Source organism: Dactylosporangium sp. CS-047395, assembly GCF_050942185.1.
In the GTDB taxonomy this organism is placed as follows: domain Bacteria; phylum Actinomycetota; class Actinomycetes; order Mycobacteriales; family Micromonosporaceae; genus Dactylosporangium.
In genome coordinates this window covers 1,185,079-1,210,271 of sequence record NZ_CP192015.1, presented here as the reverse complement: position 1 = coordinate 1,210,271, position 25,193 = coordinate 1,185,079, and the positions used below count along the sequence as shown (strand labels likewise).

The 25,193-nt window shown below is 70.9% G+C and carries 19 protein-coding genes; 9 read left to right on the top strand and 10 right to left on the bottom strand.

What is annotated here, in order from left to right; genetic code table 11:
- The first annotated feature begins 11 nt into the window (after positions 1 to 11).
- The gene (locus ACQP00_RS05580; RefSeq protein WP_433215277.1) at positions 12 to 2,123 is read left to right on the top strand and encodes a putative bifunctional diguanylate cyclase/phosphodiesterase; all 2,112 of its coding nucleotides are present in this window, start codon (positions 12 to 14) and stop codon (positions 2,121 to 2,123) included.
- Positions 2,124 to 2,168: 45 nt separating this feature from the next.
- Here ACQP00_RS05580 and ACQP00_RS05575 read toward each other — a convergent pair whose 3' ends face one another.
- From ACQP00_RS05575 to ACQP00_RS05565, 3 genes are all read right to left on the bottom strand, one after another.
- A complete protein-coding gene (locus tag ACQP00_RS05575) occupies positions 2,169 to 2,513 on the bottom strand; it encodes a hypothetical protein (protein ID WP_433215275.1) in 345 nt (114 codons plus the stop codon).
- A 91-nt stretch (positions 2,514 to 2,604) separates the two neighbouring features.
- A complete protein-coding gene (locus ACQP00_RS05570; protein WP_433215272.1) occupies positions 2,605 to 3,603 on the bottom strand; it encodes a hypothetical protein in 999 nt (332 codons plus the stop codon).
- 260 nt (positions 3,604 to 3,863) lie between these two features.
- Positions 3,864 to 7,235: a cyclic nucleotide-binding protein gene (locus ACQP00_RS05565; RefSeq protein ID WP_433215269.1), complete on the bottom strand. Its 3,372-nt coding sequence runs from the start codon at positions 7,233 to 7,235 to the stop codon at positions 3,864 to 3,866.
- 106 nt (positions 7,236 to 7,341) lie between these two features.
- On the opposite strand from ACQP00_RS05565, the gene glpK reads away from it, so the two are divergent.
- Positions 7,342 to 8,817 (top strand): glycerol kinase GlpK, encoded by a 1,476-nt coding sequence (gene glpK, locus ACQP00_RS05560; protein ID WP_433215266.1) that lies wholly within the window; start codon positions 7,342 to 7,344, stop codon positions 8,815 to 8,817.
- A gap of 73 nt (positions 8,818 to 8,890) precedes the next feature.
- Here glpK and ACQP00_RS05555 read toward each other — a convergent pair whose 3' ends face one another.
- The 7 genes from ACQP00_RS05555 to ACQP00_RS05525 form a co-directional block, all read right to left on the bottom strand.
- Positions 8,891 to 9,856 (bottom strand): S1C family serine protease, encoded by a 966-nt coding sequence (locus tag ACQP00_RS05555; protein ID WP_433215263.1) that lies wholly within the window; start codon positions 9,854 to 9,856, stop codon positions 8,891 to 8,893.
- A gap of 23 nt (positions 9,857 to 9,879) precedes the next feature.
- Positions 9,880 to 11,331 carry a sensor histidine kinase gene (locus ACQP00_RS05550; protein WP_433215260.1) on the bottom strand — a complete coding sequence of 484 codons (1,452 nt, stop codon included), beginning with the start codon at positions 11,329 to 11,331 and terminating at the stop codon, positions 9,880 to 9,882.
- Positions 11,332 to 11,342: 11 nt separating this feature from the next.
- A complete protein-coding gene (locus tag ACQP00_RS05545; protein ID WP_433056799.1) occupies positions 11,343 to 12,032 on the bottom strand; it encodes a response regulator transcription factor in 690 nt (229 codons plus the stop codon).
- A gap of 123 nt (positions 12,033 to 12,155) precedes the next feature.
- The gene (locus ACQP00_RS05540) at positions 12,156 to 12,794 is read right to left on the bottom strand and encodes a PadR family transcriptional regulator (protein WP_433215257.1); all 639 of its coding nucleotides are present in this window, start codon (positions 12,792 to 12,794) and stop codon (positions 12,156 to 12,158) included.
- Complete coding sequence (locus tag ACQP00_RS05535; RefSeq protein WP_433215254.1) at positions 12,791 to 13,630, bottom strand: DUF4097 family beta strand repeat-containing protein; 840 nt, start codon at positions 13,628 to 13,630, stop codon at positions 12,791 to 12,793. Before ACQP00_RS05535 ends, ACQP00_RS05540 begins: the two co-directional genes overlap by 4 nt.
- 96 nt (positions 13,631 to 13,726) lie before the next feature.
- Positions 13,727 to 14,527, bottom strand: a complete 801-nt coding sequence (locus ACQP00_RS05530) for a lysophospholipid acyltransferase family protein (protein ID WP_433215251.1) — start codon at positions 14,525 to 14,527, stop codon at positions 13,727 to 13,729.
- Between the two features lie 14 nt (positions 14,528 to 14,541).
- Positions 14,542 to 15,303, bottom strand: a complete 762-nt coding sequence (locus tag ACQP00_RS05525; protein ID WP_433215248.1) for a GNAT family N-acetyltransferase — start codon at positions 15,301 to 15,303, stop codon at positions 14,542 to 14,544.
- Between the two features lie 92 nt (positions 15,304 to 15,395).
- On the opposite strand from ACQP00_RS05525, the gene ACQP00_RS05520 reads away from it, so the two are divergent.
- From ACQP00_RS05520 to ACQP00_RS05490, 7 genes are all read left to right on the top strand, one after another.
- Positions 15,396 to 15,800, top strand: coding sequence for a DUF3052 domain-containing protein (locus ACQP00_RS05520; RefSeq protein ID WP_433215245.1), 405 nt, complete (start codon positions 15,396 to 15,398; stop codon positions 15,798 to 15,800).
- Between the two features lie 278 nt (positions 15,801 to 16,078).
- Positions 16,079 to 17,551: an NF041680 family putative transposase gene (locus ACQP00_RS05515; protein WP_433223634.1), complete on the top strand. Its 1,473-nt coding sequence runs from the start codon at positions 16,079 to 16,081 to the stop codon at positions 17,549 to 17,551.
- Between the two features lie 40 nt (positions 17,552 to 17,591).
- Positions 17,592 to 18,542 (top strand): ABC transporter ATP-binding protein, encoded by a 951-nt coding sequence (locus tag ACQP00_RS05510; protein WP_433223717.1) that lies wholly within the window; start codon positions 17,592 to 17,594, stop codon positions 18,540 to 18,542.
- Positions 18,539 to 19,447 (top strand): ABC transporter permease, encoded by a 909-nt coding sequence (locus ACQP00_RS05505; RefSeq protein WP_433215242.1) that lies wholly within the window; start codon positions 18,539 to 18,541, stop codon positions 19,445 to 19,447. Before ACQP00_RS05510 ends, ACQP00_RS05505 begins: the two co-directional genes overlap by 4 nt.
- Before the next feature lie 233 nt (positions 19,448 to 19,680).
- On the top strand, positions 19,681 to 23,418 hold the full coding sequence (locus ACQP00_RS05500) for a multifunctional oxoglutarate decarboxylase/oxoglutarate dehydrogenase thiamine pyrophosphate-binding subunit/dihydrolipoyllysine-residue succinyltransferase subunit (RefSeq protein ID WP_433215239.1): 3,738 nt from the start codon (positions 19,681 to 19,683) through the stop codon (positions 23,416 to 23,418).
- A gap of 72 nt (positions 23,419 to 23,490) precedes the next feature.
- Positions 23,491 to 23,670, top strand: coding sequence for a DUF6104 family protein (locus ACQP00_RS05495; protein ID WP_433215236.1), 180 nt, complete (start codon positions 23,491 to 23,493; stop codon positions 23,668 to 23,670).
- A gap of 303 nt (positions 23,671 to 23,973) precedes the next feature.
- On the top strand, positions 23,974 to 25,038 hold the full coding sequence (locus tag ACQP00_RS05490; protein WP_433215233.1) for an alpha/beta hydrolase family protein: 1,065 nt from the start codon (positions 23,974 to 23,976) through the stop codon (positions 25,036 to 25,038).
- The last annotated feature ends 155 nt before the right edge of the window (positions 25,039 to 25,193 follow it).

Here is a 25,193-nt window from a genome sequence, read left to right as displayed (position 1 = left end):
CGCCGCCGATCATGACCGCCATCAGCCCCACGCCGACTTCGTGGGACCGCCCCCATCGCGCCGCCGAACGGATGGCGCGCGCCTGGTCACTGGCGATCGCCGGGACCAGCTACGTGTCGATGAACGGCCTGGAGGTCCAGGACTTCCTGACCAGCCTGTCGACGCGCATCATCCATGCGCTCACGGCCGAGACCTTCGACCCGACCGACGTGCGCGAGGTCGGCTCGACGCTGGTCGCCGCCCACTTCACCGAGCCGACCACGCTGGAGCGCAGCCTCGCCGTGCTCGCCGAGCAGTTCGGCAACGCGCCGGTCAAGCGGGTCGCCCAGATCCAGGGCGCGCTCGCGTCCGGCTACGCGCTCGCGCTGCGCGACCGGGTGCTCGACGAGCAGGAGGAGATCCGCACCGCCGCGCTGTGGGCCCGCGCCCGCGCCGAGGAGGGCCGGCGGGTCAGCGAGGCCCGGTTCCAGGCGATCTTCGCCGGGGCCGCCATCGGCATGAGCGTGAGCACCATCGACGGGCAGGTCATCGAGGTCAACCAGGCGCTGTGCGACATGCTCGGCTACACCGCCGAGGAGCTGCGCGCGATGTCCTTCGACGACTTCGTGCTGCCCGAGGACCCGCCGACCGCCGGCGCGATGTTCGACGAGGTGCTCTCCGGCGGGCGGGACCAGTTCCGCATCGAGAAGCCGTACGTGCACAAGGACGGGCACCGCGTCTGGACGGACCTGGTCGCCTCGATCATCCGCGACGAGGACGGCCGCCCGCGGTGGCTCGTGGCGATGTTCGAGGACATCACCGAGCGGTACCTCCTGCAGGTCCGCCTCCGCCACCAGGCGCTGCACGACCCGCTCACCCAGCTGCCCAACCGCACGCTGTTCTTCGAGCGGCTCAACGCCCTGCTGGAGACCGAGGGCGAGGACGACGAGGCCCGCATCGGCGTGTGCTACCTCGACGTCGACGGGTTCAAGGTCATCAACGACACGCTCGGCCACGACGTCGGCGACCAGCTGCTGCAGACCGTGGCCCGGCGGCTGGCCCGCTCGATCAACGGCGAGCACCAGCTCGTGGCCCGGATGGGCGGCGACGAGTTCGTGGTGCTGGTCGAGCAGTGCGAGGGCATCGAGGACGTCGTCGCGGTGGCCGAAAAAGCCCTGGATACGGTACGCGCACCGGTCCACGTCGGCGGCCACGAGATCAGCATCTCGGCGAGCATCGGGGTGGTCGAGCAACCGCTGCGCGGGACCAGCACCGGCGAGCTCATGAAGGCCGCCGACACCACCCTGTACTGGGCCAAGGCCGACGGACGCAACCGGCTCGCGCTCTTCGACGCCGAGCGGCACACGCGCGAGGTCAAGCGGTACGAGCTGTCCGCCTCGATGCCGGCGGCGCTGGAGCGGCGCGAGTTCTTCGTGGAGTACCAGCCGCTGGTCCGCCTCACCGACGGGGTCACCATCGGCGTCGAGGCCCTGGTCCGCTGGCGGCACCCGCGCTTCGGGGTGCTGGGGCCGGACGCGTTCATCGGGATGGCCGAGGAGACCGGGCTCATCGTCCCGCTGGGCCGCTGGGTCCTGCACGAGGCCTGCCGCCAGGCCGCCGAGTGGCGCCGGGCGGTCGGCGACCGCGCGCCGATCATGAGCGTCAACCTGGCCGTGCGCCAGATGCGGGACCGCACCATCGTCCGCGACGTGCGCACGATCCTGGAACAGACCGGCCTGCCACCGGCGGGGCTGCAGCTGGAGCTGACCGAGAGCGCGGTCATGGGCACCGGCGGCGACCCGATCGAGGCCCTCAACGCGCTCGCCGAGCTCGGCCCGCGGATCGCGATCGACGACTTCGGCACCGGGTACTCGAACTTCGCGTACCTGCGCAACCTGCCCGTGCACAGCCTCAAGCTGGCCGGCTCCTTCGTGGCCGGCCTGCGCCCGCCCGAGCGGCCCGACCCGGTCGACCAGGAGATCGTGGCCGCGGTCATCGGCCTGGCCCACACGCTGAAGCTGAGCGTCACGGCGGAGGGCGTGGAGACCGCCGAGCAGGCGACCCGGCTGCGCGACCTGGGCTGCGACACGGCCCAGGGCTGGTACTACGCCAGCTCCGGCCCGGCCAGCGCGATCAAGCTCTGAGCACGTGGAGCCGGCCGGTGCACTCCGGAGCGCACCGGCCGGGGATCAGTTGGCGGCGTACGGGTTGACCTCTTCGTGCATGTCCGACATGAACTGCGACCACATGTCGTTCTCGTGGGGGTCCGCGCCGACCAGGTCGTAATGTCCGTCCAGGAAGTCGGTGTCCAGCTGCCAGTCCGGCAGCTCGATCTCCTGCTCGTCCAGGGTCGGCGGCTCGTCGTGCGGCGCGTCGGTCAGGCCGTCGAGGTCGTCCTCGCCACTGAGGTCGTGGTCGTGGTCGTGGCTGTAGGCGTCGTGGTCGTGATCGAAGGCCGGGACGTGATCGACTCCGCCGTCGTGGTCGACGTGGAGTTCGTGCTCCATGCCCCAGTCGAGGTCAAAGTCGCTCATAACCGCTCCCGGATTCCTTTGGTACCGCTGCTGCGGTACCTCTAGAACGGTAGAGAGCGAGCGGAACGGGCGGCTCCCCGAAACGTGCCACTCACCGCGTGCGGCGGTCCAGCCACCCGTCGCCGTTGACGTCCTCGTAGCGCGCGTCCATGACCCCGTCGCGGTTGGTGTCGACCTCGGAGGAGTTGATCAGGCCGTCGCGGTCGGTGTCGTGCCCGACGAACTCGGCCCGCCCGTCGCCGTCGCTGTCGACCACGATGTCCACCCCGCCGTCGGCCCGGTTGACGTACGTGTGCTGGTCCCAGCGCCCGTCACCGTCCCAGTCCACGCGGGTGTGGTACCCGTCGGTGGGCGCCTGCCCGGGCACCTGCCCGCCGCCCGCCTGCTGCGCCACCCCGGCCAGCCCGCCGCCGACCCCGCCGCCGGTGGGCCCGCCCGGCTGACCGATGTCCGACAGCCCGGCCCCGATCCCGCCGCCGCCCGGCTCCCCCGGCTGATATCCGGCCAGCCCCGCCGCCGCGCCCGAGGCACCCGCGGAGGGCTCGTGCGGGGTGCCACCGGTCGAGCCGCTGTAGGTGCTGGAGTGATAGACCGTCCCCGACGAGTGCGTCTCGACGTGCGTCTCCGAGTGGTACTCCAGGTGGGACGTCCCCACCGAGTGCCGCCCCTCGCCGGCGTCCTGCACGGCGTGCCCGATGGTGGACCCGCCGCCGCCGTCGGCCGGCTCGATCGCGGCGTGCCGGCCACCGTACTGCTGCTCGACCACGTCATGCATCCGCTGGCCCATGTCCGCGCCGTTGGAGCCCAGCCCGTGCCCGCTGATCCCGGCCCCACCGTGCCCGTGCAGGACGTCGCCCAGCCCGGAGCCGAGCGACGAGAACACCCCGAACATGCTGGCCTTGCTGGTGCGCTGCTCCACATGGGCCTGGCCCGCCCCGCCGCCCGCCTCGCCGATCTGGGACTGCAGGATGTCCAGCTCGTCGGGGCTCAGCCGATAGCCGGCCAGCGTCCCCGCCGGATCGGCCGCGAGCCGCGCCTTGAACGCGGGGTCGCCGAGCAGGCGCTCCAGCACCTCATCGAAGTCGGACATCGCTGTTTCCCCCAGTTTTCGTGTACCGCCAAAGCTCAGTCGAGCTCCGGCATCGCTATCGGCTGCGGACGCGGCCGGCAGGTCCCGCACTTCATAGCGTCCTCCACCACGAGCCCCTCGGCCCGCCCGCGGCTTTGCGAACGGTGCACCTCCAGCAGGTAGGGGCCGAACTTCGCGTGGTCCTCACACAGTCCACGACCGCAGAACCGGCACGACCCCCGCGCCGCCTTCGCGCAGAACCAACAAAGCACGCTTTTTCCTCATCTCGGTGGTGGGGTCCAGGAGCACTTCAGAACGCCGATCTGCGACCCGGACTTGGGGAGACTGGACTTGCCATTAGTGTCGATGGCAGTCACGGTGACGTTGAGGGTGCCGCCCGCGTTGGGTGTGCCCGAGTAGTTGATCGGCCCGATGGTGCCGTACCAGTTGCCGTCGCGGGACATGGCGCGGGAGCCGGACGCGAACCCGCTCCACGACACCGTGACCCCGCGGATCGGGGCCTCGCCCGCCTGCACCGCGGCGTTGATCGAGAACGTCATCGAGCCGCCGTTGCAGGCCGCGCCGGTGGCCAGTGTCTGGTCCATCGAGCCGGTCGACTGGTTGATGGTCACCACGACCGGCGGCCGGTAGGGCGGCGGCGGTGAGGTGGTCGGGGCGGCCGTGGTCGGCGGCGGGCCGGCGGTCGTGCGGGTCGGCCCAGCGGTGGTGCGGGTCGGGCCGGCGGTCGTGCGGGTCGGGGTCGCGGTCGGGGTCTCCGAGGCCGATGCCGAAGCCGACGGCGACTCGCTCGGCGACGGCAGCTCCGACGGCGTGTCCGAAGCGGAAGGCACCACAGTAGGCGTCCCACCCGGCTTCGGCAGCGCCACCCCGTCCCCGCAGGTCAGATCGGCCGAGGAGGACGGCGCCACGACGGTCCCGGAGGAGGTCACCACCCCGCGGCCCACCTCGGGCTCCCCGGAGGCGGTCAGCGCGAACCGCGCCGACCCGTCATTGGTCACCGCCCCCACGGTGAGACGGAGAGGCTTGAAGGCCGTCGTCGTGCTGGTCGTGTCGACCAGCACGCGCCCAGCGTTCAGGGTCAGCGCGGCCGTCGGCTCGATCGGGGTCTGCTGACCGCTGATCAACGTGCCCACCCGCACGTCGACGCCGGCGCAGAGGACCGTGGCGCTGCCGCCGCGGAAGGTCAGGGACGCCGTCGACTTGGGGTTCACGCGGATGGCGTCGCCTTGCTGGACGTACACCTTGGCGTTGCGGGTCAGAACGCGATCGCTGCCGTTGACGCGGACCGTGGCCTCGCCGCGGGTCACGGTGACCAAAGCGCTGTCGGTCGGCATCTCGGCCCAGACCGGGCCGGTGAAGAGGTTGGCGCCGGTGAGGAAGACGGCCAGCAGGAGCAGCAGCACGAGCAGCCACCACAGGCGGCGCTCGAGGCGGCGGTCCACGCTTTCGTCGGCGGGCGCGGGCGGGCCGGGCGGGGCGGCCAGCGGCGGGTACCCGATCAACGGGTGCGCGCCGGCGGTCGGCCGGCGGCCGCCGGACGGGGTGGTGTCGGCGGTGCGGCCGAGCAGCAGGGGCAGGCCGGCCACGGCGGGCAGCAGCCAGGCGCGGGCCGGGGTGCGGGCGGTGGCGACCTGGCCGGGCGAGCCGTCGCCGTACGGCCCGATCATCGACCCTCGGTGCAGCTCCACCCCCTCCGGCAGCTGCAGCGAGCCCGACTCGATGACCAGGGCGTCGTTGCCGGTGCGCAGCACGACCGGCTGGCCGGGGCCGAGCTGCATGGGCCGGGCGCGGGTCAGCAGGCCGAGCCGGTCCTCCGGGCCGAGCGCGGACAGGGCCGGCGTCTCGCCGATGAGCTGCTCCAGTTCGGCCCACTCGACCGGCGGCGGGCCGGGCAGCGGGCCGACGGCCGAGGAGACCGTCGAGGACGGGATGGCCAGCAGTGTGGTGCCCGCGGTGATCCAGCCCAGCGCGGCCGGGGCGCCGGTGAGGGCGTTGGCCAGGCCGACGACGCCGCCGCGGCCGACGCGCTCGCGGACGGTACCGGTGGGATCGCCGGGACGGCGCGCCTCCAGGGCACCGTCGACGACGACGTAGACCGACGGCTGGGCGGCGCCGGCGAAGACCAGCTGGTCGCCGGTGCGCGGGTGGACCCAGCGGGCGTCGGCGGCCAGCCGGGCCAGGGCCTCCGGCGGCAGGTTGGACAGCGCCGAGGTGCTCAGCGCGGCGAACCGGCGGGGCTCGTCGCGCCCGAGTTTGCGCTCGCCGAGCCGGTCCCGGAAGCGGCGGCCGCGGCGGCGCAGCCACCCGAAGAACAGGTACACGACCGGCGCGAGCAGCCCCGCCACGATCACGGCGAGCAGCCCCCGGGCCAGCCAGCCGGCGTTCCACAGGCCGGTCACGACGCCGGCCACGCGGTCGGTGTACACGCGGTAGACGATGTTGATCGCGATCGCGATCCAGATGACGGCGAGCATGCCGTACAGCGCGACGAGGCGCCCCTCGCGGTCGAGGTCGCCGAAGCGCGGCGGCCGGCGGCGCAGGCGGGCGATCACCCAGGCCAGGCCGCGGGCCCGCAAATTGGGCACCTCGAGCCAGTCCATGAGCAGGTAGTAGCCGTCGAGCGCCATGAACGGGTTGAGGTTGAACAGCGCGTTGAGGTACCACGCGAAGGCCAGCTTGAAGGTCCAGGGCTCCAGCTCCGGGAAGAACACCCCGACGAGCTGGCAGGTGCCGGCGAGCACCAGGCCGGTGGCCGGTCCGGCGATGGTCGTGACGAGCCGCGCCCGGCGGCCGGCCATCCACACGTCGGTGGTGTCGACGAAGACCGAGGGGATCCCGAAGTACACGAGGAAGCCCGCGACCGGCACCCGTCTTCCGGCGTGCTTGGCCCCCAGCGCGTGCCCGAGCTCGTGACAGGCCAGCGCGAGCACGTTGAGGCCGAGCAGGACCAGGGCGCCGGCGAAGTAGGAGTCGTTGGTGAGGAACACCGACTGGTCGGCCCGGAACCAGTTCCACACGAACACGGCCAGCCCGGCCAGCGCGACGAGCCCGCACAGCGTGGCCATGATCCGGGTGAAGAAGATCCGACCGCCCGCCTTGTACAGGAAGGTCACGATCGGATCGACGCGCGCGAGCACGACCCGGCGGCCCTGGGCGGTGGCCAGCAGCGCCTTGCCCAGCCGGATCGGCCACGGCCGCCGGTGCACCCGCTGCAGCTTGCTGAACGCGTCGACGGGCAGCTCGTCGAGCATCCGGTTGCCGGCCAGGTCGGCCACGATCCGGGTGACCTGCTCGGGCGCGAGCCGGCCGGAGATGCGGGCGAACTCGGCGACCAGCCGGGCGACGGTCTTGCTGCCGTCCATCTGCTGCGCCAGCCGGTACTCCTCCGGCGTCAACCGCAGATAGCTCGACTCGCCGCGGTCGGGCGAGCGCAGCATGACGTAATCGACGCCACGCGCGGACGTCAGCGTGACCGCCTCGACGTCGGGGCGCAGCACCGGCCGGGCCCGGGCCGGGTTGAGCCGATCCGATACCGCGTGCCACAGGCCGACGTCGGACGGGCCGAGCGGCACCCCCGGGGCGCGCCCCGCGAGAGCCTCCCAGACACTGATGCGCGTCTCGATGACGGCCACGGTTTCTCCTGTCCGGACACAGTTCCGGGCACGGACTCTAGGCCCGCGGGAGAAGGCGGCAAAGGTTCCGTCCCGAACGTGACAGACCTTCGGCGAAGATGGCACTGTGTACATCCTCGCCATCGACCAGGGCACGACCTCCACCCGTGCGATCGTGTTCGACGCCGACGGCGCCATCGTGGCGCTTGACCAGCGCGAACACCGTCAGAGCTTCCCCCGCCCCGGCTGGGTCGAACACGACCCGGTCGAGATCTGGCACAACGTCCAGGCGGTGTCGACCCGCGCGCTGGACCAGGCCGGACTCAGCCGTGCCGATGTCGCCGCCATCGGCATCACCAACCAGCGCGAGACCACGATCCTGTGGGACGCCCGCACCGGCGAGCCGGTGCACCCCGCCATCGTCTGGCAGGACACCCGCACCGACGCCCTGATCCGCACGCTCGCCGGGGACGCCGGCCCGGACCGGTTCCGCGAGCGCTGCGGCCTGCCGCTGGCCACCTACTTCGCCGCCCCGAAGGTGGTCTGGCTCCTCGACAACGTGCCCGGATTGCGGCAACGGGCCGAGGCGGGCGAGATCCGCTTCGGCACCGTCGACACCTGGCTCATCGAGAAGCTCACCGGCCGGCACGTCACCGACGTGACCAACGCCAGCCGCACCATGCTCATGAACCTCACCACGCTGGACTGGGACGACGAGCTGCTCGCGGCGTTCGGCATCCCGCGGGTCATGCTGCCGGAGATCGGCTCGTCCTCTTATGTGTACGGCGAGGCCAAGACGCTCCTGCACGGCGTGCCGGTCGCCAGCGCGCTCGGGGACCAGCAGGCGGCCCTGTTCGGGCAGGCGTGCTTCTCCCCCGGCGAGGCCAAGTGCACCTACGGCACCGGCTCGTTCCTGCTGCTCAACACCGGCACCCGGCCGGTGGCGAGCGAGCGCGGCCTGGTGACGACGGTCGGCTACCGCATCGGCGACGCGGACCCCGTCTACGCCCTCGAGGGCTCGATCGCGATCACCGGCTCGCTGGTGCAGTGGCTGCGCGACAACATCGGCCTGATCGCCTCCGCCCCGGAGATCAACGAGCTGGCCGCGACCGTCGAGGACAACGGCGGCTGCTACATCGTGCCGGCCTTCGCGGGCCTGTTCGCGCCGCACTGGCGCCCGGATGCCCGGGGCGTCATCACCGGGCTCACCGGCTACGTCACCAAGGGCCACCTCGCCCGGGCCGCCCTGGAGGCGACGGCCTGGCAGGTGAAGGACGTGGTGGACGCGATGATGGCCGAGTCCGCGGTACCGCTGGAAACCCTCAAGGTCGACGGCGGCATGACCGCGAGCGACCTGCTGATGGGCTTCCAGGCCGACGTGCTCGACGTCCCCGTGGTGCGGCCCACCGTGGCCGAGACCACGGCGCTCGGCGCTGCCTACGCGGCCGGCCTAGCCGTCGGCTTCTGGCCCGACACCGACGCCTTGCGCGAGAAGTGGCACGTCGACAAGCGCTGGGAGCCGTCGATGGCGGCCGACCAGCGCGACCGCGGGCACGCGCTGTGGCTCCGGGCGGTCGAGCGCTCATTCGGCTGGGCCGATTAAAAGAGATGGCCGGCGCACTCCACCAAGTGCGCCGGCCATCTTTTTCTGGAGGGGAAACCAGCCTGTGGTACAGCTACGCCAGGAGCTGCTGAGCGACGGACTTTGCCGTGTTGCTGGAGATTGCGAAGCCGACGCCGATGTTGCCCGCCGTCTCGCTCGTGGAGGCGATGGCGGTGTTGATGCCGATCAGCTGGCCAGACAGGTTGACCAGTGCGCCGCCCGAGTTGCCGGGGTTGATCGCGGCGTCGGTCTGAATGGCGCCCGGGATGCTGGCGCCGCCCGAGGTCTGCTGGGTGCCCCGGCCGCCCTGGCCCTCTTCGGCGCTCTCGTCGATGGTGCGGTTGAGCGCGCTGACGATGCCGGAGGTCACCGAGGCTTCGAGGCCCAGCGGGCTGCCGATGGCCAGGACCGTGTCGCCCACCTTGACGGAGGAGCTGTCGGCGAAGGCCAGCGGGGTGTACGTGCCGCCGCCGGTGAGCTTGACGACGGCCAGGTCGCTGTCCGGTTCCGTGCCGACGATCTGCGCGGTGCCGGTCTTCCCGTCCGAGAAGGTGATCTGGACCGTGTTGCCGCGGGCGGTCGCGACGACGTGGTTGTTGGTGAGGATGGCGCCGTCAGTGGTGATGATGACGCCGGAGCCGACCGCGGAGCCGGTGTTGATCGACACCACGCTCGGCAGGACCGCGGCGGCCACGTCCGACAGGCTGGCGGTGCCCGTGGACGAGGTGCTCGAGTTCTGCGCGCTGATCACGGTGCTCGTCGTGTTCGCCGGCCGCAGCTCCAGGGCGGCGACCCCGCCACCGAAGGCCGCGGTGATGGAGAGCGCGACCGCGGCGACCACCGCGACGACACCCTTGCCCAGCCGGCGGCGCTGCAAGGGCGCCGGAGCCACGGTGGCGGGCGTCACATAGGGTGACTGTGGCGGGTACCACTGCGGCGGGTGCTGCATATGCGGGACGTGCGCCGGCACCGTGTTGGTCGGCATGTGCTGCTGTGCGTTGGAGGCCGGCTGCTGTGCCCATCCCTGCTGTTCGCTCATACCTTGAGCTTGGCCGCGATTGCTTACTGACCACCGAGAGCGACCTGGGAACCGACTGTGAGCGGGAGCCGGACCTGGAAGGTGGCCCCACCACCCGGAGTCACGAAGACCGAAACCGTTCCCTGGTGTACGGCGACGAGCGCGGCCACGATCGCCAGTCCCAGCCCGCTGCCGCTGTGCGAGCCGCCGGCCTGCTGGCGGGTGCGCGCCTTGTCGACGCGGTAGAAGCGCTCGAAGACCCGGGCCGCCTGCTCGTCGGTCAGACCCGGCCCGTGGTCCACGATCTCGATTAGCGCGTCGCCGCCGTCCCGGCGCAGCGCGAGCTCGACCGGCGACCCGGGCGGGGTGTGGGTCAGCGCGTTGGTCATGAGGTTGCCGACCACCTGGCGCAGCCGGGCCTCGTCCCCGTTCACCTCGACCGGCTCGTCGACGTCGAGCTCCAGCTTGATCTCGCGGTCCGGCGCGACGGCGGAGGCGGCCGCGACCGCGTCCCCGGCGATCACGCGCAGGTCCATGTCGGCCAGGCTGAGCGGGCGCTCCTCGTCCAGCCGGGCCAGCAGCAGGAGGTCCTCGACCAGCAGCCCCATCCGGGCCGCCTCGTCCTCGATGCGGCGCAGCAGGCCCTCGGTCTGCTCGGGCTCGCGGGCGGCGCCCTGGCGGTACAGCTCGGCAAAGCCCCGGATCGTGGTCAGCGGCGTGCGCAGCTCGTGCGAGGCGTCGGCGATGAACTGCCGCATCCGCTCCTCGGAGGCCGCGCGGACCCGGAAGGCGCCCTCGATCTGCCCGAGCATCGTGTTCAGCGCGCCGGCGAGATGGCCCATCTCCGTCTCGGGCGGGCTCTCGGGCACGCGTTTCGTCAGGTCGCCGGCGGCGATCGCGGCCGCGGTGCGCTCGATCTCGCGCAGCGGTTGCAGGCTGGTCCGCACGATCGTGACCCCGACGGCGGCGATCACCACGAGCACCCCCGCGCCGATGAACAGCTCGGCCGCGACCAGCTCGTCGACCGCGTTGTCGATCATCGAGAGGTTCTCGGCCACGCCGAGGACGTTCACCCCGTACGAGTTGCCGGCCCGCTGGATGATCAGCACCCGCCAGCGCTCGTGGGTCCGCTCGGCGGTCACCGTGTAGGGCTCGCCGAGGTGGTCGACGAGGTCCTCGCTGGAGGTCGGCAGCGGCGGCCGGTCGGCCTTGTCGGGCCCGCCGGCGGTGGCCAGGCCGAGGTCGTCGTTGGCGTCCCGGGCGAGCCAGAAGAAGAAGTAGTTGCTCTGCACGACCGGCGTCTCGGTCCCGGGGCGGAGCCGGTTGAGGTCCACCGCGCCGGCCAGCTGGCGCAGCTGGCCGTCGACCTTGTCGATCATCGAGCTGCGCATCACCAGGGCGCTCGCGACGCCGATGACGAGCAGGGCCATGGTGACCAGGGTCAGGACGGCCGCGACGAGCTTGACCCGCAGCGGCACGTCCGCGATGAAGCGCACCGGAGCGCGGCTCAGACAGGCAGGCGCAGGACGTAGCCCACGCCCCGCAGCGTGTGGATCAGCCGCGGCTCGGTGATGTCGACCTTGCGGCGCAGGTAGGAGATGTACGACTCCACGATGCTGTCGTCGCCGCGGAAGTCGTAGTTCCACACGAAGTCGAGGATCTGCGCCTTGGACAGGACGCGACCGGCGTTGAGCATGAGGTACCGCAGCAGCTTGAACTCGGTCGGCGACAGCGCGATGGTCTGTCCCGCCCGGCTCACCTCGTGCGTCTCCTCGTCCAGCTCCAGGTCGTGGAAGACGAGCCGGTTGGGCCCGGGGTCGCCGGCGGTGCGGCGCAGCACGGCCCGGATGCGGGCGGTGAGCTCCTCCAGGCTGAACGGCTTGGTCACGTAGTCGTCGCCGCCGAGCGTGAGGCCGCGGACCTTGTCCTCGGTGCCGTCGCGGGCGGTCAGGAAGACGACCGGAAGCCGGACGCCGCCCTCGCGCAGGCGCCGGATCACCTCGAAGCCGTCGAGGTCGGGGAGCATCACGTCGAGCACGACGAGATCGGGCTTGGAGTCGCGGGCCGCCGTGACCGCCTCGCTGCCGGTGGTCACGGCGTCAACCGCAAAGCCGGCGAAACGCAGGCTGGCGGAGAGGAGCTCGCGGATATTCGGGTCGTCCTCGACCACGAGCAGTCTCGCCTCAGCCTGCGCCACGCCTGGCGACGATGCACCCCCGGATTGTGCGACGCCGCCTCGTACCCCCATGCGCATATCTTTCCGCCCTCCGCTGAAGTAGGGCTGGTGGTTGCCTGGGAAGTTCCTGGGCACCGCTCCCACCTACCGCAGCAAGCGTCTCACCTGGTCGATCGCGCCGTCCAACACCACGAGGGTGGCCCGCATGGTCTCCTGGCTGGCCCGCCCGGCCCGGGCCAGCCGGCGCACCTCGGCCAGCAGCAGCGCGGCCTTGTCCTCCAGCTCGGCCACCACGTCGGACGGCGGCGGGGCGGCCGGGCGGGTGCTCGCCGAGCCCGGCCGCGGCGGGTACCCCCACCCGAACGAGGTCGGCCCGCCCGGCGCGTTGCGCACCTGCCGGCTGGCCTCCTTGAGCTCGCGCTTGAGGTCGCGGACCGAGCCGCGCACGCCCTGCTCGACCTCGTCGGCCAGGGTCGAGAGGTCCGCGAGCGAGGCGTTGATGTCGGCCTCCAGCGACTCGATCTCGGCGGCCCGGCGCTCCAGCTCGTCCCGGCCGGCCCCGGTGATCTCGTAGACCTTCCGCCCGCCCTCGGCCGTGTGCGTGATGAGGCCGTCCGCCTCCATCCGCTGCAGGCGGGGGTAGATGGTGCCGGCCGACGGGGCGTAGAGGCCGTGGAAGCGGTTCTCGAGGAGGCGGATCAGCTCGTAGCCGTGCCGCGGGCCCTCGCTGAGCAGCTTCAGCAGGTACAACCGGAGCCTGCCGTGGCTGAACACCGCGCTCATGCCGTCGTCTCTTCCTCGTCGTACTGATCGGTCTCGTCGTCGACCGGCCGCCGCAACAACGAGATGCTGCCAGACGCCGCGCTGGCGGCCAGATGGCCGCCCGTGCCGGTGCCGAGCCGCCCGGTCACGCTGTTGCGGCCGTGCTGGTCGAGCTCGGGGAAGGCGTTGAGGACGTGCCCGGAGGCGGCGTGCAGGCTGACCCGCAGGTCGCTGTCCTCCCGCACCCGGACCGTGATCTCGCCCGACACGGTGTCCAGGCGGACCTCGGTGCCGTCCGGCGGGTTGTCCAGGTCGCAGGTGACGGAGCCGGAGACGGTCTGGGCGCTGACCTTGGCCGCGGTCGAGTCGGCCACCACGATCTCGCCGGACACGGTCTCCAGCGCGACCTCGCCGCCGAGCGTCAGGCCCTCGATGGAGCCGGTGACGATCCGGCCCGTGACCGGCCCGTCGACGCCGAGCAGCGTGATCCGCCCGCTGGTCACGTCGACCTGGGCGCCGTTGCGCAGCGAGGACGCGATGACCGTGCCCGCGGCGACGTTCAGCTTGACGGTGGCCCTGGTCGGCACGACGACGGAGACGTCGACCTTGAACCGGGAGCTGAACAGCCACCACAGGAACCCCGGCCAGCCCTTGGGGAAGTCCTGGGAGACGTCGAGGCGCCCGCCCGCGACCGAGACGTGCACGGCCCGGTCGGCGATCTCGGCCACCTCGACCCGGGCCGGGCCCTCGTCGGACCCGACGACGTTGAGCCGCCCCGCGACGAGCGACACGTTGAGGTTCACGACCTCTTCGTCGAGCGCGAGTCGCTCCGGCTCGCTGATCTTCCACTCGGTCATGGGATTCAGCGTAGCGCCAAACGCGATACATCGCGACTGTGTGACACGACATAAAAAAGCCGGCCCGGTCGCGACCGGGCCGGCCTTCTCAGAAACTCAAGCGGGGCCGACCACCGAGGCGGCCGCCTTGGCCAGCACCCGGCGGGGGTGGGTGTCCCGCTCGCACGGGGCCGGATGGATCTTCGGGTGCGCCCGCAGGGCGATCGTCAGGTCGCGGGCCGCGATCACCCGCTTCAGCGAGGCGGCCAGCGACTCGTCGCCGATGAACGCGGCAACGGTCGAGACCACGCCGTTCTGGGCGAAGGTGAGGCGGACCGGGACCACTGGCACGCCGGCGTCGACCGCGGACTGGAACATGGCCGGGCGGAAGGTGCCGCCCATCCGCCCGCACCAGGTCGTGCCCTCGGGGAAGACCGCCACCACGCCACCCGCGGCGAGGTTGCGGCTCACCTCGGCGACGGTGGCCGGCAGGCTCTTCGGGCGGGACCGGTCCACGAACACGGTGCCGAGCGTGGCGGCGAGCCGGCCGATCAGCGGCCAGTAGCGGACCTCGCGCTTGGCCAGCAGGCGGGCCGGCGCGTGGGCGAGGATCACGATCACGTCGAGCCAGCTCACGTGGTTGGCCACCAGCAGCGCGCTCGACTGCGGGATCTTCCCGGTCGAGGAGTGCCGGATGCCCAGGCCGCCGAGCACGGCCCGAGCCAGCCGGCGCTGGGCCTTGATCAGCTGGCGCTGGGGCAGCAGGGCCAGCACCGGCACGCAGAGCGCGGCGAAGAGCAGCACCGACCCGGTGACCACCGCCCGCTTGGCCATGACCAGGTGGGACACGTGCCGGGACGGGGTGTCGGCGAGGCAGTCCGCGCCGCACGTCGAACGGGGCAGCCAGAGGCTGTCCATGACAGCCATGGTCGTCACTCCTGTCCGAGGAAGTGGCGCATGTACCGCGGGTTGATCCGGTCCAGCGACAGCAGCACGTAGAAGTCGGCGCAGTCGAAGTCCGGGTCGTGGGCCGGCGCTCCGGCGATCCAGGCGCCCAGCCGCAGGTAGCCCTTGAGCAGCGGCGGCACCGCGACCTTGGCCGGCGTCTCGGCGGTCGTGGTCCACGGGTTGCGCGGGCGCACCCGCCAGGCGCTGGGCACCATGTGCTTGCGCTGGGCGAGGTCCCAGACGCCCGCCGCCGTCTCGCCGCCGTCGGCCAGCGGGACCGACGCGCAGCCGCCGAGCCAGCGGTGGCCGTGCAGGTGCATGTACCGCGCGATGCCGGCCCACATCAGGTTGATCACGGCGCCGCTGCGGTGGTCGGGGTGCACGCAGGACCGGCCGGTCTCGACCAGGTCGCCACGCAGCGGGGCGAGGCCGGTCAGGTCGAACTCGGTGTCGGCGTAGAGGCCGCCGGCGGCCGCCGCCTTGTCGGGCGGGAGCATCCGGTAGGTGCCGACGACCTGACCCGTGAGCTCCTCGCGGATGATCAGGTGGTCGCAGTGCTCGTCGAAGGGGTCGACGTCGAGGCCGGACTCGGTGCTGTGCAGGGTGGCGCCCAGCTCACCGGCGAAGACCTCGTGGCGGAGCCGTTGTGCGGCCCGGACCTGGGCGCCGTCCGTGGCCACCAGCAGGGTGTAACGCTGCAAGTCGCCCAGCTCTTGCGGGCCGGTGGCGACGGCGAGAATCGTCATGCGTTCGGTGTAAGCGTCGACCCCTGCGGATGGCTGACCTTCACAGGTTTCCCTGATGGCGGGCGGGTGAACTGTCGTTACCGTGATCAGCCATGGCGGGATATTCAGGCACACCATTGCCCAAGAAGCTGGGCGTCCATGCGGGGCATCGCGTTCTGCTCGATGGCGCCCCGCCCGACTTCACGCTCGATGACCTGCCCGCGGATGTCGTACTCCACCGCCGCCCCGCCCCCGGCCTGTACGACGTGATCGTGGTCTTCTGTCCGGACCTGGCCCGATTACGCCGCCGGTGGCGGGTCCTGCACCGGCTCACCCCGCCCGCCGGTGCGCTCTGGGTGGCCTGGCCGAAGCGCGCCTCGGGCCTGTCGACAAATCTCGACGAGAACGTCGTGCGCGAATATGCGCTGGCCAACGGCCGAGTGGACGTTAAGGTGTGCGCGATCGACCAAACCTGGTCGGGCCTCAAGCATGTCGTCCGCGTGTCAGAGCGGCCCTAAGGCCTGTTTGGTAACTGAGGCAGGGCCGCGGCGGGCCCAGATTCCGCCTGCGCACACATCGCGAAGGCCCGGTTACAACACCGGTAGCCGGGCCTCCGCGCTGCGCACGCAGACGAAATCTGGACTCCGCCGCAGCACCTACCCCAGTTACCAAACAGGCCTTAGCTTGATCTTTAACCTAGGGCCGTCTGGCATCGACCCCGGCTGATCATGGGTGCAGCCCTTGATCGATCATTCCTCTTGTCTAGGGAAGAAGATCGCATCAAAGGCTGCGGAGGATCAGTGTGCCTGATAGCGGGTGTGGTGGGGCGGGCGGGGATCTGGGCTGGTTCCGTGGGGAGTTCTACCGCTGTCTGACGGCTCGCGGGGATGCGTTGTTCGAGTTGGCGGATGCGGTGTTGTGCGCGGATGGGCCGGTGCGGTCGTTGCCGGCCTTGTCGCTGGTCGCGGAGCACCGTCGGGGGCACGGCGCGTTGTATGACGCCCTGGGTGCTGGGCGGGTCGACGTGGATCGGCTGCGGACCGCGGTGGCGTCGGTGCCGTTGCCACGCGCGGCTGACGGCCGGATCGTCCTCGCGGTGGACGTCACCTGCTGGCTGCGGCCGGAGGCGAACACCGTGCCGGAGCGGATCCTGTGTCACACCTACGGACGGGCCAAGGATCAGCACATCGGGGTGCCGGGCTGGCCCTACTCGTTCGTGGTCGCGTTGGAGAGCGGCCGCACCTCGTGGACCGCGCCGTTGGACGCGGTGCGCCTGGCGCCGGGCGCGGACCTGGCCGCGGTCACCGCCGGACAGGTTCGGGACGTCCTCACGCGGCTGATCGCCGCAGGGCACTGGCGGGCCGGTGACCCGCCGATGTGGGTCGTGATGGACGCCGGCTACGACGCTGCCCGCCTGGCCTGGCTGCTGCGGGACCTGCCGGTGCGGGTCCTGGCCCGCCTGCGGTCGGACCGGGTACTGCGCCGGCCCACCCCACCGCGGCAGCCCGGCATGCTGGGCCGGCCCCGCCGGCACGGCGGCGAGTTCATCTTCGGCGACCCGGCCAGCTGGAACGACCCCGACGTCACCACCATGACCGAGACCCGCCGCTACGGCACCGCCACCGCCCGCGCCTGGCATCGGCTGCACCCCAGGTTGACCCGCCGAGCTGCTTGGGCCGACTGCCCGGACCTGCCGATCCTGGAAGGCACCCTGATCCGCCTCGAGGTGGCTCGCTTGCCCTCCGGTGCCACCGCGAAACCGGTCTGGCTGTGGTGCTCCACCAGCATCGGCAACGACCCCACACCCGACGCGGCGATGGTGAACCTGTTATGGCAGGCGTTCCTGCGCCGGTTCGACATCGAGCACACGTTCCGGCTGTTCAAACAGACCCTCGGCTGGACCGTGCCGAAACTGCGCGACCCGGCCGCCGCCGACCGGTGGACCTGGCTGATCATCGCCGCGCACACCCAGCTCCGCCTGGCCCGCCCGATCGCCGCGGACCTACGCCGCCCATGGGAACGGCCAGCACCACCCGAACGACTCACCCCGGCCCGCGTCCGACGCGACTTCCGGCACCTCCGCGCGACGAGCACCTGTCCCGCGAACGCGCCGAAACCCACCCGGGCAGGACCCGGACGGCCCCCCGGCCAACCGAACCGGCATCCCACCCGCCGCCACGACGTCCACACCGTCACCAGCAACGAAGCCAGCAAACCGAGGCCCAGAAAGAAGAAATCGACGAATCCCCGACCACGCCGCACAGGTTAAAGACCAAGTTAGATCGCGCGGACTTGTCCGGACATGCCATATTGACGCCTTCACCTGTTCTCACGGAGGGAGCGGCGCCTTGTCCGACGGGCAGATCGTCGTCTCCGGCCTGACGAAGCAGTACCGCAACGTCAGAGCCGTCGACAATTTGTCGTTCGTGGTCGAGCCGGGGCGCGTGACCGGGTTCCTCGGCCCGAACGGCGCCGGCAAGACCACAACGCTGCGCATGATGCTCAACCTCGTCTCACCGACCGCCGGAACGGCGACGATCAGCGGGCACCGCTACGCCGACGTCGCCGAGCCGCTGCAGCTGGTCGGCGCGATCCTGGAGGCCTCGGCCGCACACAAGGGCCGCACCGCGCGCAACCACCTGCGCTGCGTGGCCGCGGCCGGCGGCTTCCCGGCCGCCCGGGTCGACGAGGTGCTGGAACTGGTCGGGCTCACCACCGCGGCCAAGCGCAAGTTCCGCGGCTACTCGCTGGGCATGAAGCAGCGCCTCGGCATCGCCCAGGCCCTGCTGGGCGACCCGAAGGTGCTGATCCTCGACGAGCCGGCCAACGGCCTGGACCCCGAGGGCATCCGCTGGATGCGCGGGCTGCTGCAGGGCCTGGCCCAGCAGGGGCGCACCGTGCTCGTCTCCAGCCACCTGCTGTCGGAGATGGAGATCCTCGCCGACGACGTGGTCATCATCGCCGCCGGCAAGCTGGTCACCCAGGGCCCGGTCGACAAGATCATCGGCCAGGGTACGACCCAGGGCGCTGTCCGCGTGCGCACGCCCAACATCCAGGAGCTGGTCGCCGCGGTCCGCGAGGCGGGCGGCGCGATCAACCCCAACGGCAACGGCGCGCACCTCGTCACCGGGCTCGACGCCCCGGCGGTCGGCAAGCTCGCCCTGCGGGCCGGCGTCGAGCTGCACGAGCTCATGGCCGAGCGCCCCGACCTGGAGCACGTGTTCCTCGAACTCACGCAGGGAAGGGCGGCCATCCGATGATCCGGCTCATCCGCAGCGAGCTGATCAAGCTGCGTACCACGAACATGTGGTGGATCTTCCTGATCTGCTCGCTGGCCTTCGTCGGGCTCGCGCTGCTGATCAACAGCGCCCAGGCCGACTCGCAGCTCTCGACGCCGGACTACCTCAACCAGGACCCGCCGCCCGGCCTGACGGAGGAGCAGAGGGCCGACTTCCTGGCCCAGAACCAGATCGAGAAGGACAAGATCGCGGCCGCGCACACCGGGGCCGGCCTGGCCCGCATCGCGGCCAACATCTACACGTCGGGCCAGTTCTTCGGCCTGATGATGGTCATGCTGCTGGCGATCCTGCTGATCACGAACGAGTTCTACCACCAGACCGCGACGGCGACGTTCCTGGCGACGCCGAAGCGGACCAAGGTGATCGTGGCCAAGCTGATCACCGGCGCCGCCATGGCGTTCGCCTTCTGGCTGCTGGCCACCGTGATCAACGTGATCGTCGGCTCGATCTTCTTCTCCAGCGAGGGCGTCGGCAACAGCCTCGGGCACTGGGACGCGCAACAGGCGGTGCTGCTCAACCTGCTCGTGTACATGCTGTGGGCGGTCTTCGGCATCGGTATCGGCGTGCTCCTGCGCAGCCAGATCGGCGCGACGATCACCGCAGCGGTCGTCTACACCATCGGCACCTACGCCGCGCTGATCGTGCTGGCCCTGGTCCGCGAGTACCTGATCAAGGAGGACTGGGTCCTGCAGGCGGCGGTGTACATCCCGCCGCTCGCCTCCGAGCACGTGGTGGGCTCGCTGCAGGACCAGATGGGCGACACCCACCTGCCCGGCCGCTGGGTCGGCGTGGTGGTGCTCGTCGGCTGGGCCGTCGTGCTCGGCACCATCGGCACCTTGATCACGCGCAAGCGCGACATCGCGTAACCGGACGGTCACCGGATTCGCTCAAGAGTTCGGCAAGTTCACAACTGCAAGATCTTGGACAACTGTGGCCGCCTCCGGGCGGCCACAGTTGTAAGGGTGAGGAGCCGGACCGGTCGTCTACATGGTCACTCCGGCGGCGTCGGCGACGAACGAGCGTTAGGCAGCGCGTAGCCTAAAGGACCGGACATCCGTAACCACTGGCAACTCGCGTTTGGAAGAGGCGATCAAGAGCCGTGTCGACCCAAGCGACCAACTCGCAGGAGAATCCGCTGGCGGGATTTGGCCCGAACGAGTGGATCGTCGAGGACATGTACCAGCGCTACCTCGCCGACCCGGCCAGCGTGGACTCCGCGTGGCACGACTTCTTCGCGGACTACAAGCCGGCCCCCGACGAGGCCGCCACCCCGGCTGCGACCCCGGCCGCCGCGACCACCCCGGCCGCCGCCGCGCCCGCGAAGGCCGCGCCCGCCAAGCCCGCCGAGAAGCCCGCTGAGAAGCCGGCTGAGAAGCCCGCTGAGAAGCCCGCCGCGAAGCCGGTCGAGAAGGTCGAGAAGAAGGCCGTCCCCGCCAGCAAGCCCGCGCCGACCAAGGACACCCCGGCCCCCGCCGGCGGCGCCAAGCACGTCACGCTGCGTGGTGTCGCCGCCCGCATCGTGCAGAACATGGACGCCTCGCTGGAGGTGCCGACCGCCACGAGCGTGCGCGCCGTGCCGGCCAAGCTGCTCTCCGACAACCGGATCGTGATCAACAACCATCTCGCCCGCGGCCGCGGCGGGAAGGTGTCGTTCACCCACCTGATCGGATACGCGCTGGTCCGGGCGCTGGCCGTGCACCCGGAGATGAACAACAGCTTCGCCGAGGTCGAGAACAAGCCGACCCTGGTCGAGCCCGAGCACGTCAACCTCGGCATCGCGATCGACCTGGCCAAGCCGGACGGGTCCCGCTCGCTGGTGGTGCCCAGCATCAAGGGCGCCGAGGCGATGGACTTCCGGCAGTTCTGGTCCGCCTACGAGGACATCGTCCGCCGCGCCCGGCGCAACGAGCTGACCATGGACGACTACTCCGGCACGACGGTCTCGCTGACCAACCCGGGCGGCATCGGCACCGTGCACTCGATGCCGCGGCTGATGACCGGCCAGGGCGCGATCATCGGCGTCGGCGCGATGGAATACCCGGCGCCGTATGCCGGCATGTCCGACGAGACCCTCGCCGAGCTGGGCATCAGCAAGATCATCACGCTGACCAGCACCTACGACCACCGGATCATCCAGGGCGCCCAGTCCGGCGAGTTCCTCAAGGTCATGCACGAGCTGCTGCTCGGCGAGCACGGCTTCTACGACCAGATCTTCACCGCGCTGCGCATCCCCTACGAGCCGGTGCGCTGGGTCCGCGACGTGGCCCGCACCTCCGAGGGCCAGATCGACAAGGCGGCCCGGGTCGTCGAGCTCATCCACGCGTACCGGGTGCGCGGCCACCTCATGGCCGACACCGACCCGCTGGAGTTCCGCATCCGCCGCCACCCGGACCTCGACGTCCTCGAGCACGGGCTGACCCTGTGGGACCTCGACCGCGTCTTCCCGGTCGGCGGCTTCTCCGGCAAGCAGAAGATGAAGCTGCGGGCCGTGCTCGGCGTGCTGCGCGACTCGTACTGCCGCCGGGTCGGCGTGGAGTACATGCACATCATGGACCCGGAGGAGCGGCGCTGGATCGCCGAGCGGGTCGAGAAGCCGTACGAGAAGCCGGGCACCGAGGAGCAGAAGCACATCCTCAACCGGCTCAACGCGGCCGAGGCGTTCGAGACCTTCCTGCAGACCAAGTACGTCGGCCAGCGCCGGTTCTCGCTGGAGGGCGGCGAGTCGCTGATCCCGCTGCTCGACGAGATCCTGCAGAACTCCGCCGAGGGCGAGCTCGACGAGGTCGTCATCGGCATGGCCCACCGCGGCCGGCTCAACGTGCTGGCCAACATCGTCGGCAAGCCGTACGAGAAGATCTTCTCCGAGTTCGAGGGCCACCTGGACCTCAAGTCGGCGCACGGCTCGGGCGACGTGAAGTACCACCTGGGCATGACCGGCAAGTACACGCACCCGGACGGCGAGCACGCGACCACCGTCTCGGTGGTGGCCAACCCGTCGCACCTGGAGGCCGTGAACCCGGTCCTCGAGGGCATCGTGCGGGCCAAGCAGGACAAGATCGACCTCAAGCTCGAGGGCTACACGGTCCTGCCGCTGCTCATCCACGGCGACGCGGCCTTCGCGGGCCAGGGCGTGGTGGCCGAGACGCTGAACCTCTCGCAGCTGCGCGGCTACCGCACCGGCGGCACGGTCCACGTCGTGGTCAACAACCAGGTCGGCTTCACCACCGCCCCGGAGTACTCGCGCTCCTCGCTCTACTCGACCGACGTGGCGCGCATGATCCAGGCGCCGATCTTCCACGTGAACGGCGACGACCCCGAGGCCGTCGTGCGGGTGGCGCGGCTCGCGTTCGAGTACCGCCAGGCGTTCAACAAGGACGTCGTGATCGACCTGGTCTGCTACCGCCGGCGCGGGCACAACGAGGGCGACGACCCCTCGATGACCAACCCGCTGATGTACGCGATCATCGACCAGAAGCGCTCGGTCCGGAAGATCTACACCGAGGAGCTCATCGGCCGCGGCGACATCCCGATCACCGAGGCCGAGGCGCTGCTCAAGGACTACCACGAGCAGCTCGAGACGGTGTTCAAGGCGACCCGGGACGCCTCCTCCTCCCCCGCCGCACGGCTGACCCGGCTGCGCGAGCCGGAGGCGGAGCCCGTGGTCGAGACCAAGATCGACGAGTCGGTCCTGCACGCGATCGGCGAGGCGCACGTGAAGCTGCCCGACGGCTTCACCCCGCACAAGCGGGTCCAGCAGCTGCTCGACCGGCGGGCCAAGATGGCCGTCGAGGGCGACATCGACTGGGGCTTCAGCGAGATCATCGCGTTCGGCTCGCTGGTCCACGACGGCGTCACGGTCCGCCTCTCCGGCCAGGACTCGCGGCGCGGCACGTTCGTGCAGCGCCACGCGGCGATCGTCGACGCCGAGACCGGCACCGACTACCTGCCGGTGTCCTCGCTGATGAAGGACAACGCGAAGCTCTTCGTCTACGACTCGCTGCTGTCGGAGTTCGCGGCGATGGGCTTCGAATACGGGTACTCCGTGGAGAACCCCGACGCGCTGGTCATGTGGGAGGCGCAGTTCGGCGACTTCGTCAACGGCGCCCAGTCGATCGTCGACGAGTTCATCTCCTCCGGCGAGGTCAAGTGGGGCCAGCTGGCCTCGGTCACGCTGCTCCTGCCGCACTCGCACGAGGGCCAGGGTCCGGACCACACCTCCGGGCGCCTCGAGCGTTACCTGCAGCTGTGCGCCGAGGACAACATGCGCGTGGCGGTGCCGACCACCCCGGCGAACCACTTCCACCTGCTGCGCCGCCAGGCCCTCTCGCCGAAGAAGAAGCCGCTCGTGGTCTTCACGCCCAAGTCGCTGCTGCGGCACCGGCTGTGCGTGTCGGGCGTCGAGGACTTCACCACCGGCACCTTCCAGACCGTCCTGGGCGACCCGGGCGTGAAGGGCACCGCGCTCGACCCGGCCGGCATCAAGCGGGTCCTGCTCTGCTCGGGCAAGGTCTTCTACGACCTGCTGCAGGCGCGCGCCGACCGCGGCATCACCGACACCGCGATCATCCGCGTCGAGCAGCTCTACCCGATGCCGATCGAGGAGCTCACGGCGGCGCTGGAGCAGTACCCGAACGCCGAGGACTTCGCCTGGGTCCAGGAGGAGCCGGCCAACCAGGGCGCCTGGTCGTTCATCGCGCTCAACCTGCTGGAGCAGCTCCAGGGCGTCGGCCTCCGGCGGATCTCCCGCCCGGCCGCCGCGGCACCGGCCGTCGGCTCGACCAAGCTCCACGACGCCGAGCAGCAGGCGCTGATCGAGGCGGCCCTGCCGAAGCGCTGACATCGGTCGTACTTCCGGGGGCACGACGGTTCGCCGCCGTGCCCCCGTTCTTTCTTTCTGGAGGCTTGTCCCATGTACTTCACCGATCGCGGCATCGAGGAGCTGGCCCAGCGCCGCGGCGAGGACGAGGTCACGCTCGAATGGCTGGCCGAGCGCCTGCGCGACTTCGTCGACATGAACCCGGAGTTCGAGACCCCGATCGAGCGACTGGCGGTCTACCTGGCCCGGCTCGATGATGAAGGTGACGACTAGGCGCGGCCGATGGTCTTACGGGCGGCGGGGCTGGACCCTTGGATGTCCTGAAGAACAGTGGGGGAGCTCCGCTCCACCCACGCCCCCTCAAGAGCGCACCGTGTCCGACGGGTAGCAATGCGTGGGCCGGTGCGGATCCCAATTTGGACTATCTGCGCATTTCGCTTCACCTATGCGAGGGGGAGGGTAGCGATGTCGTTCAAATGGGTCATCCAATGACATCCTGGTGTAGTCCGGCAAGCCAATCGAATGTCCCCAGTCGGGCGATATGGGGGTACCACACTTCGCCCTTACATTTCTCACGTGCCCCCGCGTCGCACCCGAACCGCAACCGTGTCGCTCCTGACCGCCGCCCTGCTGATCCTGGGCGGCGCTTTTGCCGCGTCCGGCAGTGACGACAGCGGGACGCCCTTCACCACTCCGGCCGGCGCCGCCGCCGTCGACACCAGCGCCAAGCTGCCGCATGCCGTCGGCGTCCGGCACTTCACGTTCGCCCGCGGCAAGAACCGGCCGCTGCCGACGACGGTGTGGTATCCGGTGCGCGGCTCGGCCCGCCAGACCCGCGGCCGCGTGCAGGTCGACGCGACGCCGCTGCCCGGGGAGTTTCCGCTGATCCTGTGGAGCCACGGCTTCTACAGCAACCCGGAGATGCAGGAGGGCATGACGAAGTTCCTGGCCGAGTCCGGATACATCGTCGCCGCCCCGGCGTACCCGTTCACCAAGAAGGACGGGCCGAAGTTCGACAAGACCGACGTGCCCAACCAGGCCGTCGACGCCTCGTACGTGATCACCGAGCTGATGAAGGCGGGCAACCCGCTGGCCGGCAGCATCGACCCGGACCGGCTCGGCGCGATCGGGCACTCGGGCGGCGGTACCACCACGAACTGGCTCTTCACCGGCAAGCGCGACCCGCGCCTCAAGGTCGGCGTCATCTTCGCGGGCCGCCCGACCGCGGCCTACAAGGGCTCCCCGGTGCCGATGCTGTTCGTGCACGGGGACAAGGACCCGGTGGTCGCCTACAGCCAGGGCCGCGAGTCGTACGGCAAGGACCCGTGGCCCAAGGCCTTCCTGACCATCGAGGGCGGCGAGCACGGCGCCGGCACCAACGACCCCGAGCGCGGCCACGTGCAGGTGCTGGCCACGCTGCTGGACTTCCTGGACTTCGCCCTCAACGGCGACGACGTGTCCCGGACGCGCCTGACGAGCGACGCCACGCTGGCCGGCTTCACGCACTTCGAGTCCTCGGGGATCTACCCCGAGGCTCAGCCGAGCGCGACGAACAGCACCACGACGACGACCACGGCGACCGCCACGCCGACCCCGACCCAGAGCGGGGTCCTGGACCTGGCGGGCTCGGGCGCGCGCTGATTGTTGTTGTCCACCCAGGCCTGGAACGCCTGCGTGTTCTGACTGGGGTCGATGCGCTCATCGGGCATGGCGGACACATTACCGACGCGGCCCTGACCAGCAGCCCCCGTCCAGTGTCGGATCGTGGGCACTCTCCCCCGGTCGGGCTAAGCCGT

Coding starts and splice junctions, on each gene's coding strand:
- ACQP00_RS05580 (WP_433215277.1), top strand. CDS start 12: ATGACCGCCATCAGCCCCACGCCGACTTCGTGGGACCGCCCCCATCGC.
- ACQP00_RS05575 (WP_433215275.1), bottom strand. CDS start 2,513: ATGAGCGACTTTGACCTCGACTGGGGCATGGAGCACGAACTCCACGTC.
- ACQP00_RS05570 (WP_433215272.1), bottom strand. CDS start 3,603: ATGTCCGACTTCGATGAGGTGCTGGAGCGCCTGCTCGGCGACCCCGCG.
- ACQP00_RS05555 (WP_433215263.1), bottom strand. CDS start 9,856: ATGAGCGAACAGCAGGGATGGGCACAGCAGCCGGCCTCCAACGCACAG.
- ACQP00_RS05540 (WP_433215257.1), bottom strand. CDS start 12,794: ATGAGCGCGGTGTTCAGCCACGGCAGGCTCCGGTTGTACCTGCTGAAG.
- ACQP00_RS05535 (WP_433215254.1), bottom strand. CDS start 13,630: ATGACCGAGTGGAAGATCAGCGAGCCGGAGCGACTCGCGCTCGACGAA.
- ACQP00_RS05530 (WP_433215251.1), bottom strand. CDS start 14,527: ATGGACAGCCTCTGGCTGCCCCGTTCGACGTGCGGCGCGGACTGCCTC.
- ACQP00_RS05525 (WP_433215248.1), bottom strand. CDS start 15,303: ATGACGATTCTCGCCGTCGCCACCGGCCCGCAAGAGCTGGGCGACTTG.
- ACQP00_RS05520 (WP_433215245.1), top strand. CDS start 15,396: ATGGCGGGATATTCAGGCACACCATTGCCCAAGAAGCTGGGCGTCCAT.
- ACQP00_RS05505 (WP_433215242.1), top strand. CDS start 18,539: ATGATCCGGCTCATCCGCAGCGAGCTGATCAAGCTGCGTACCACGAAC.
- ACQP00_RS05495 (WP_433215236.1), top strand. CDS start 23,491: ATGTACTTCACCGATCGCGGCATCGAGGAGCTGGCCCAGCGCCGCGGC.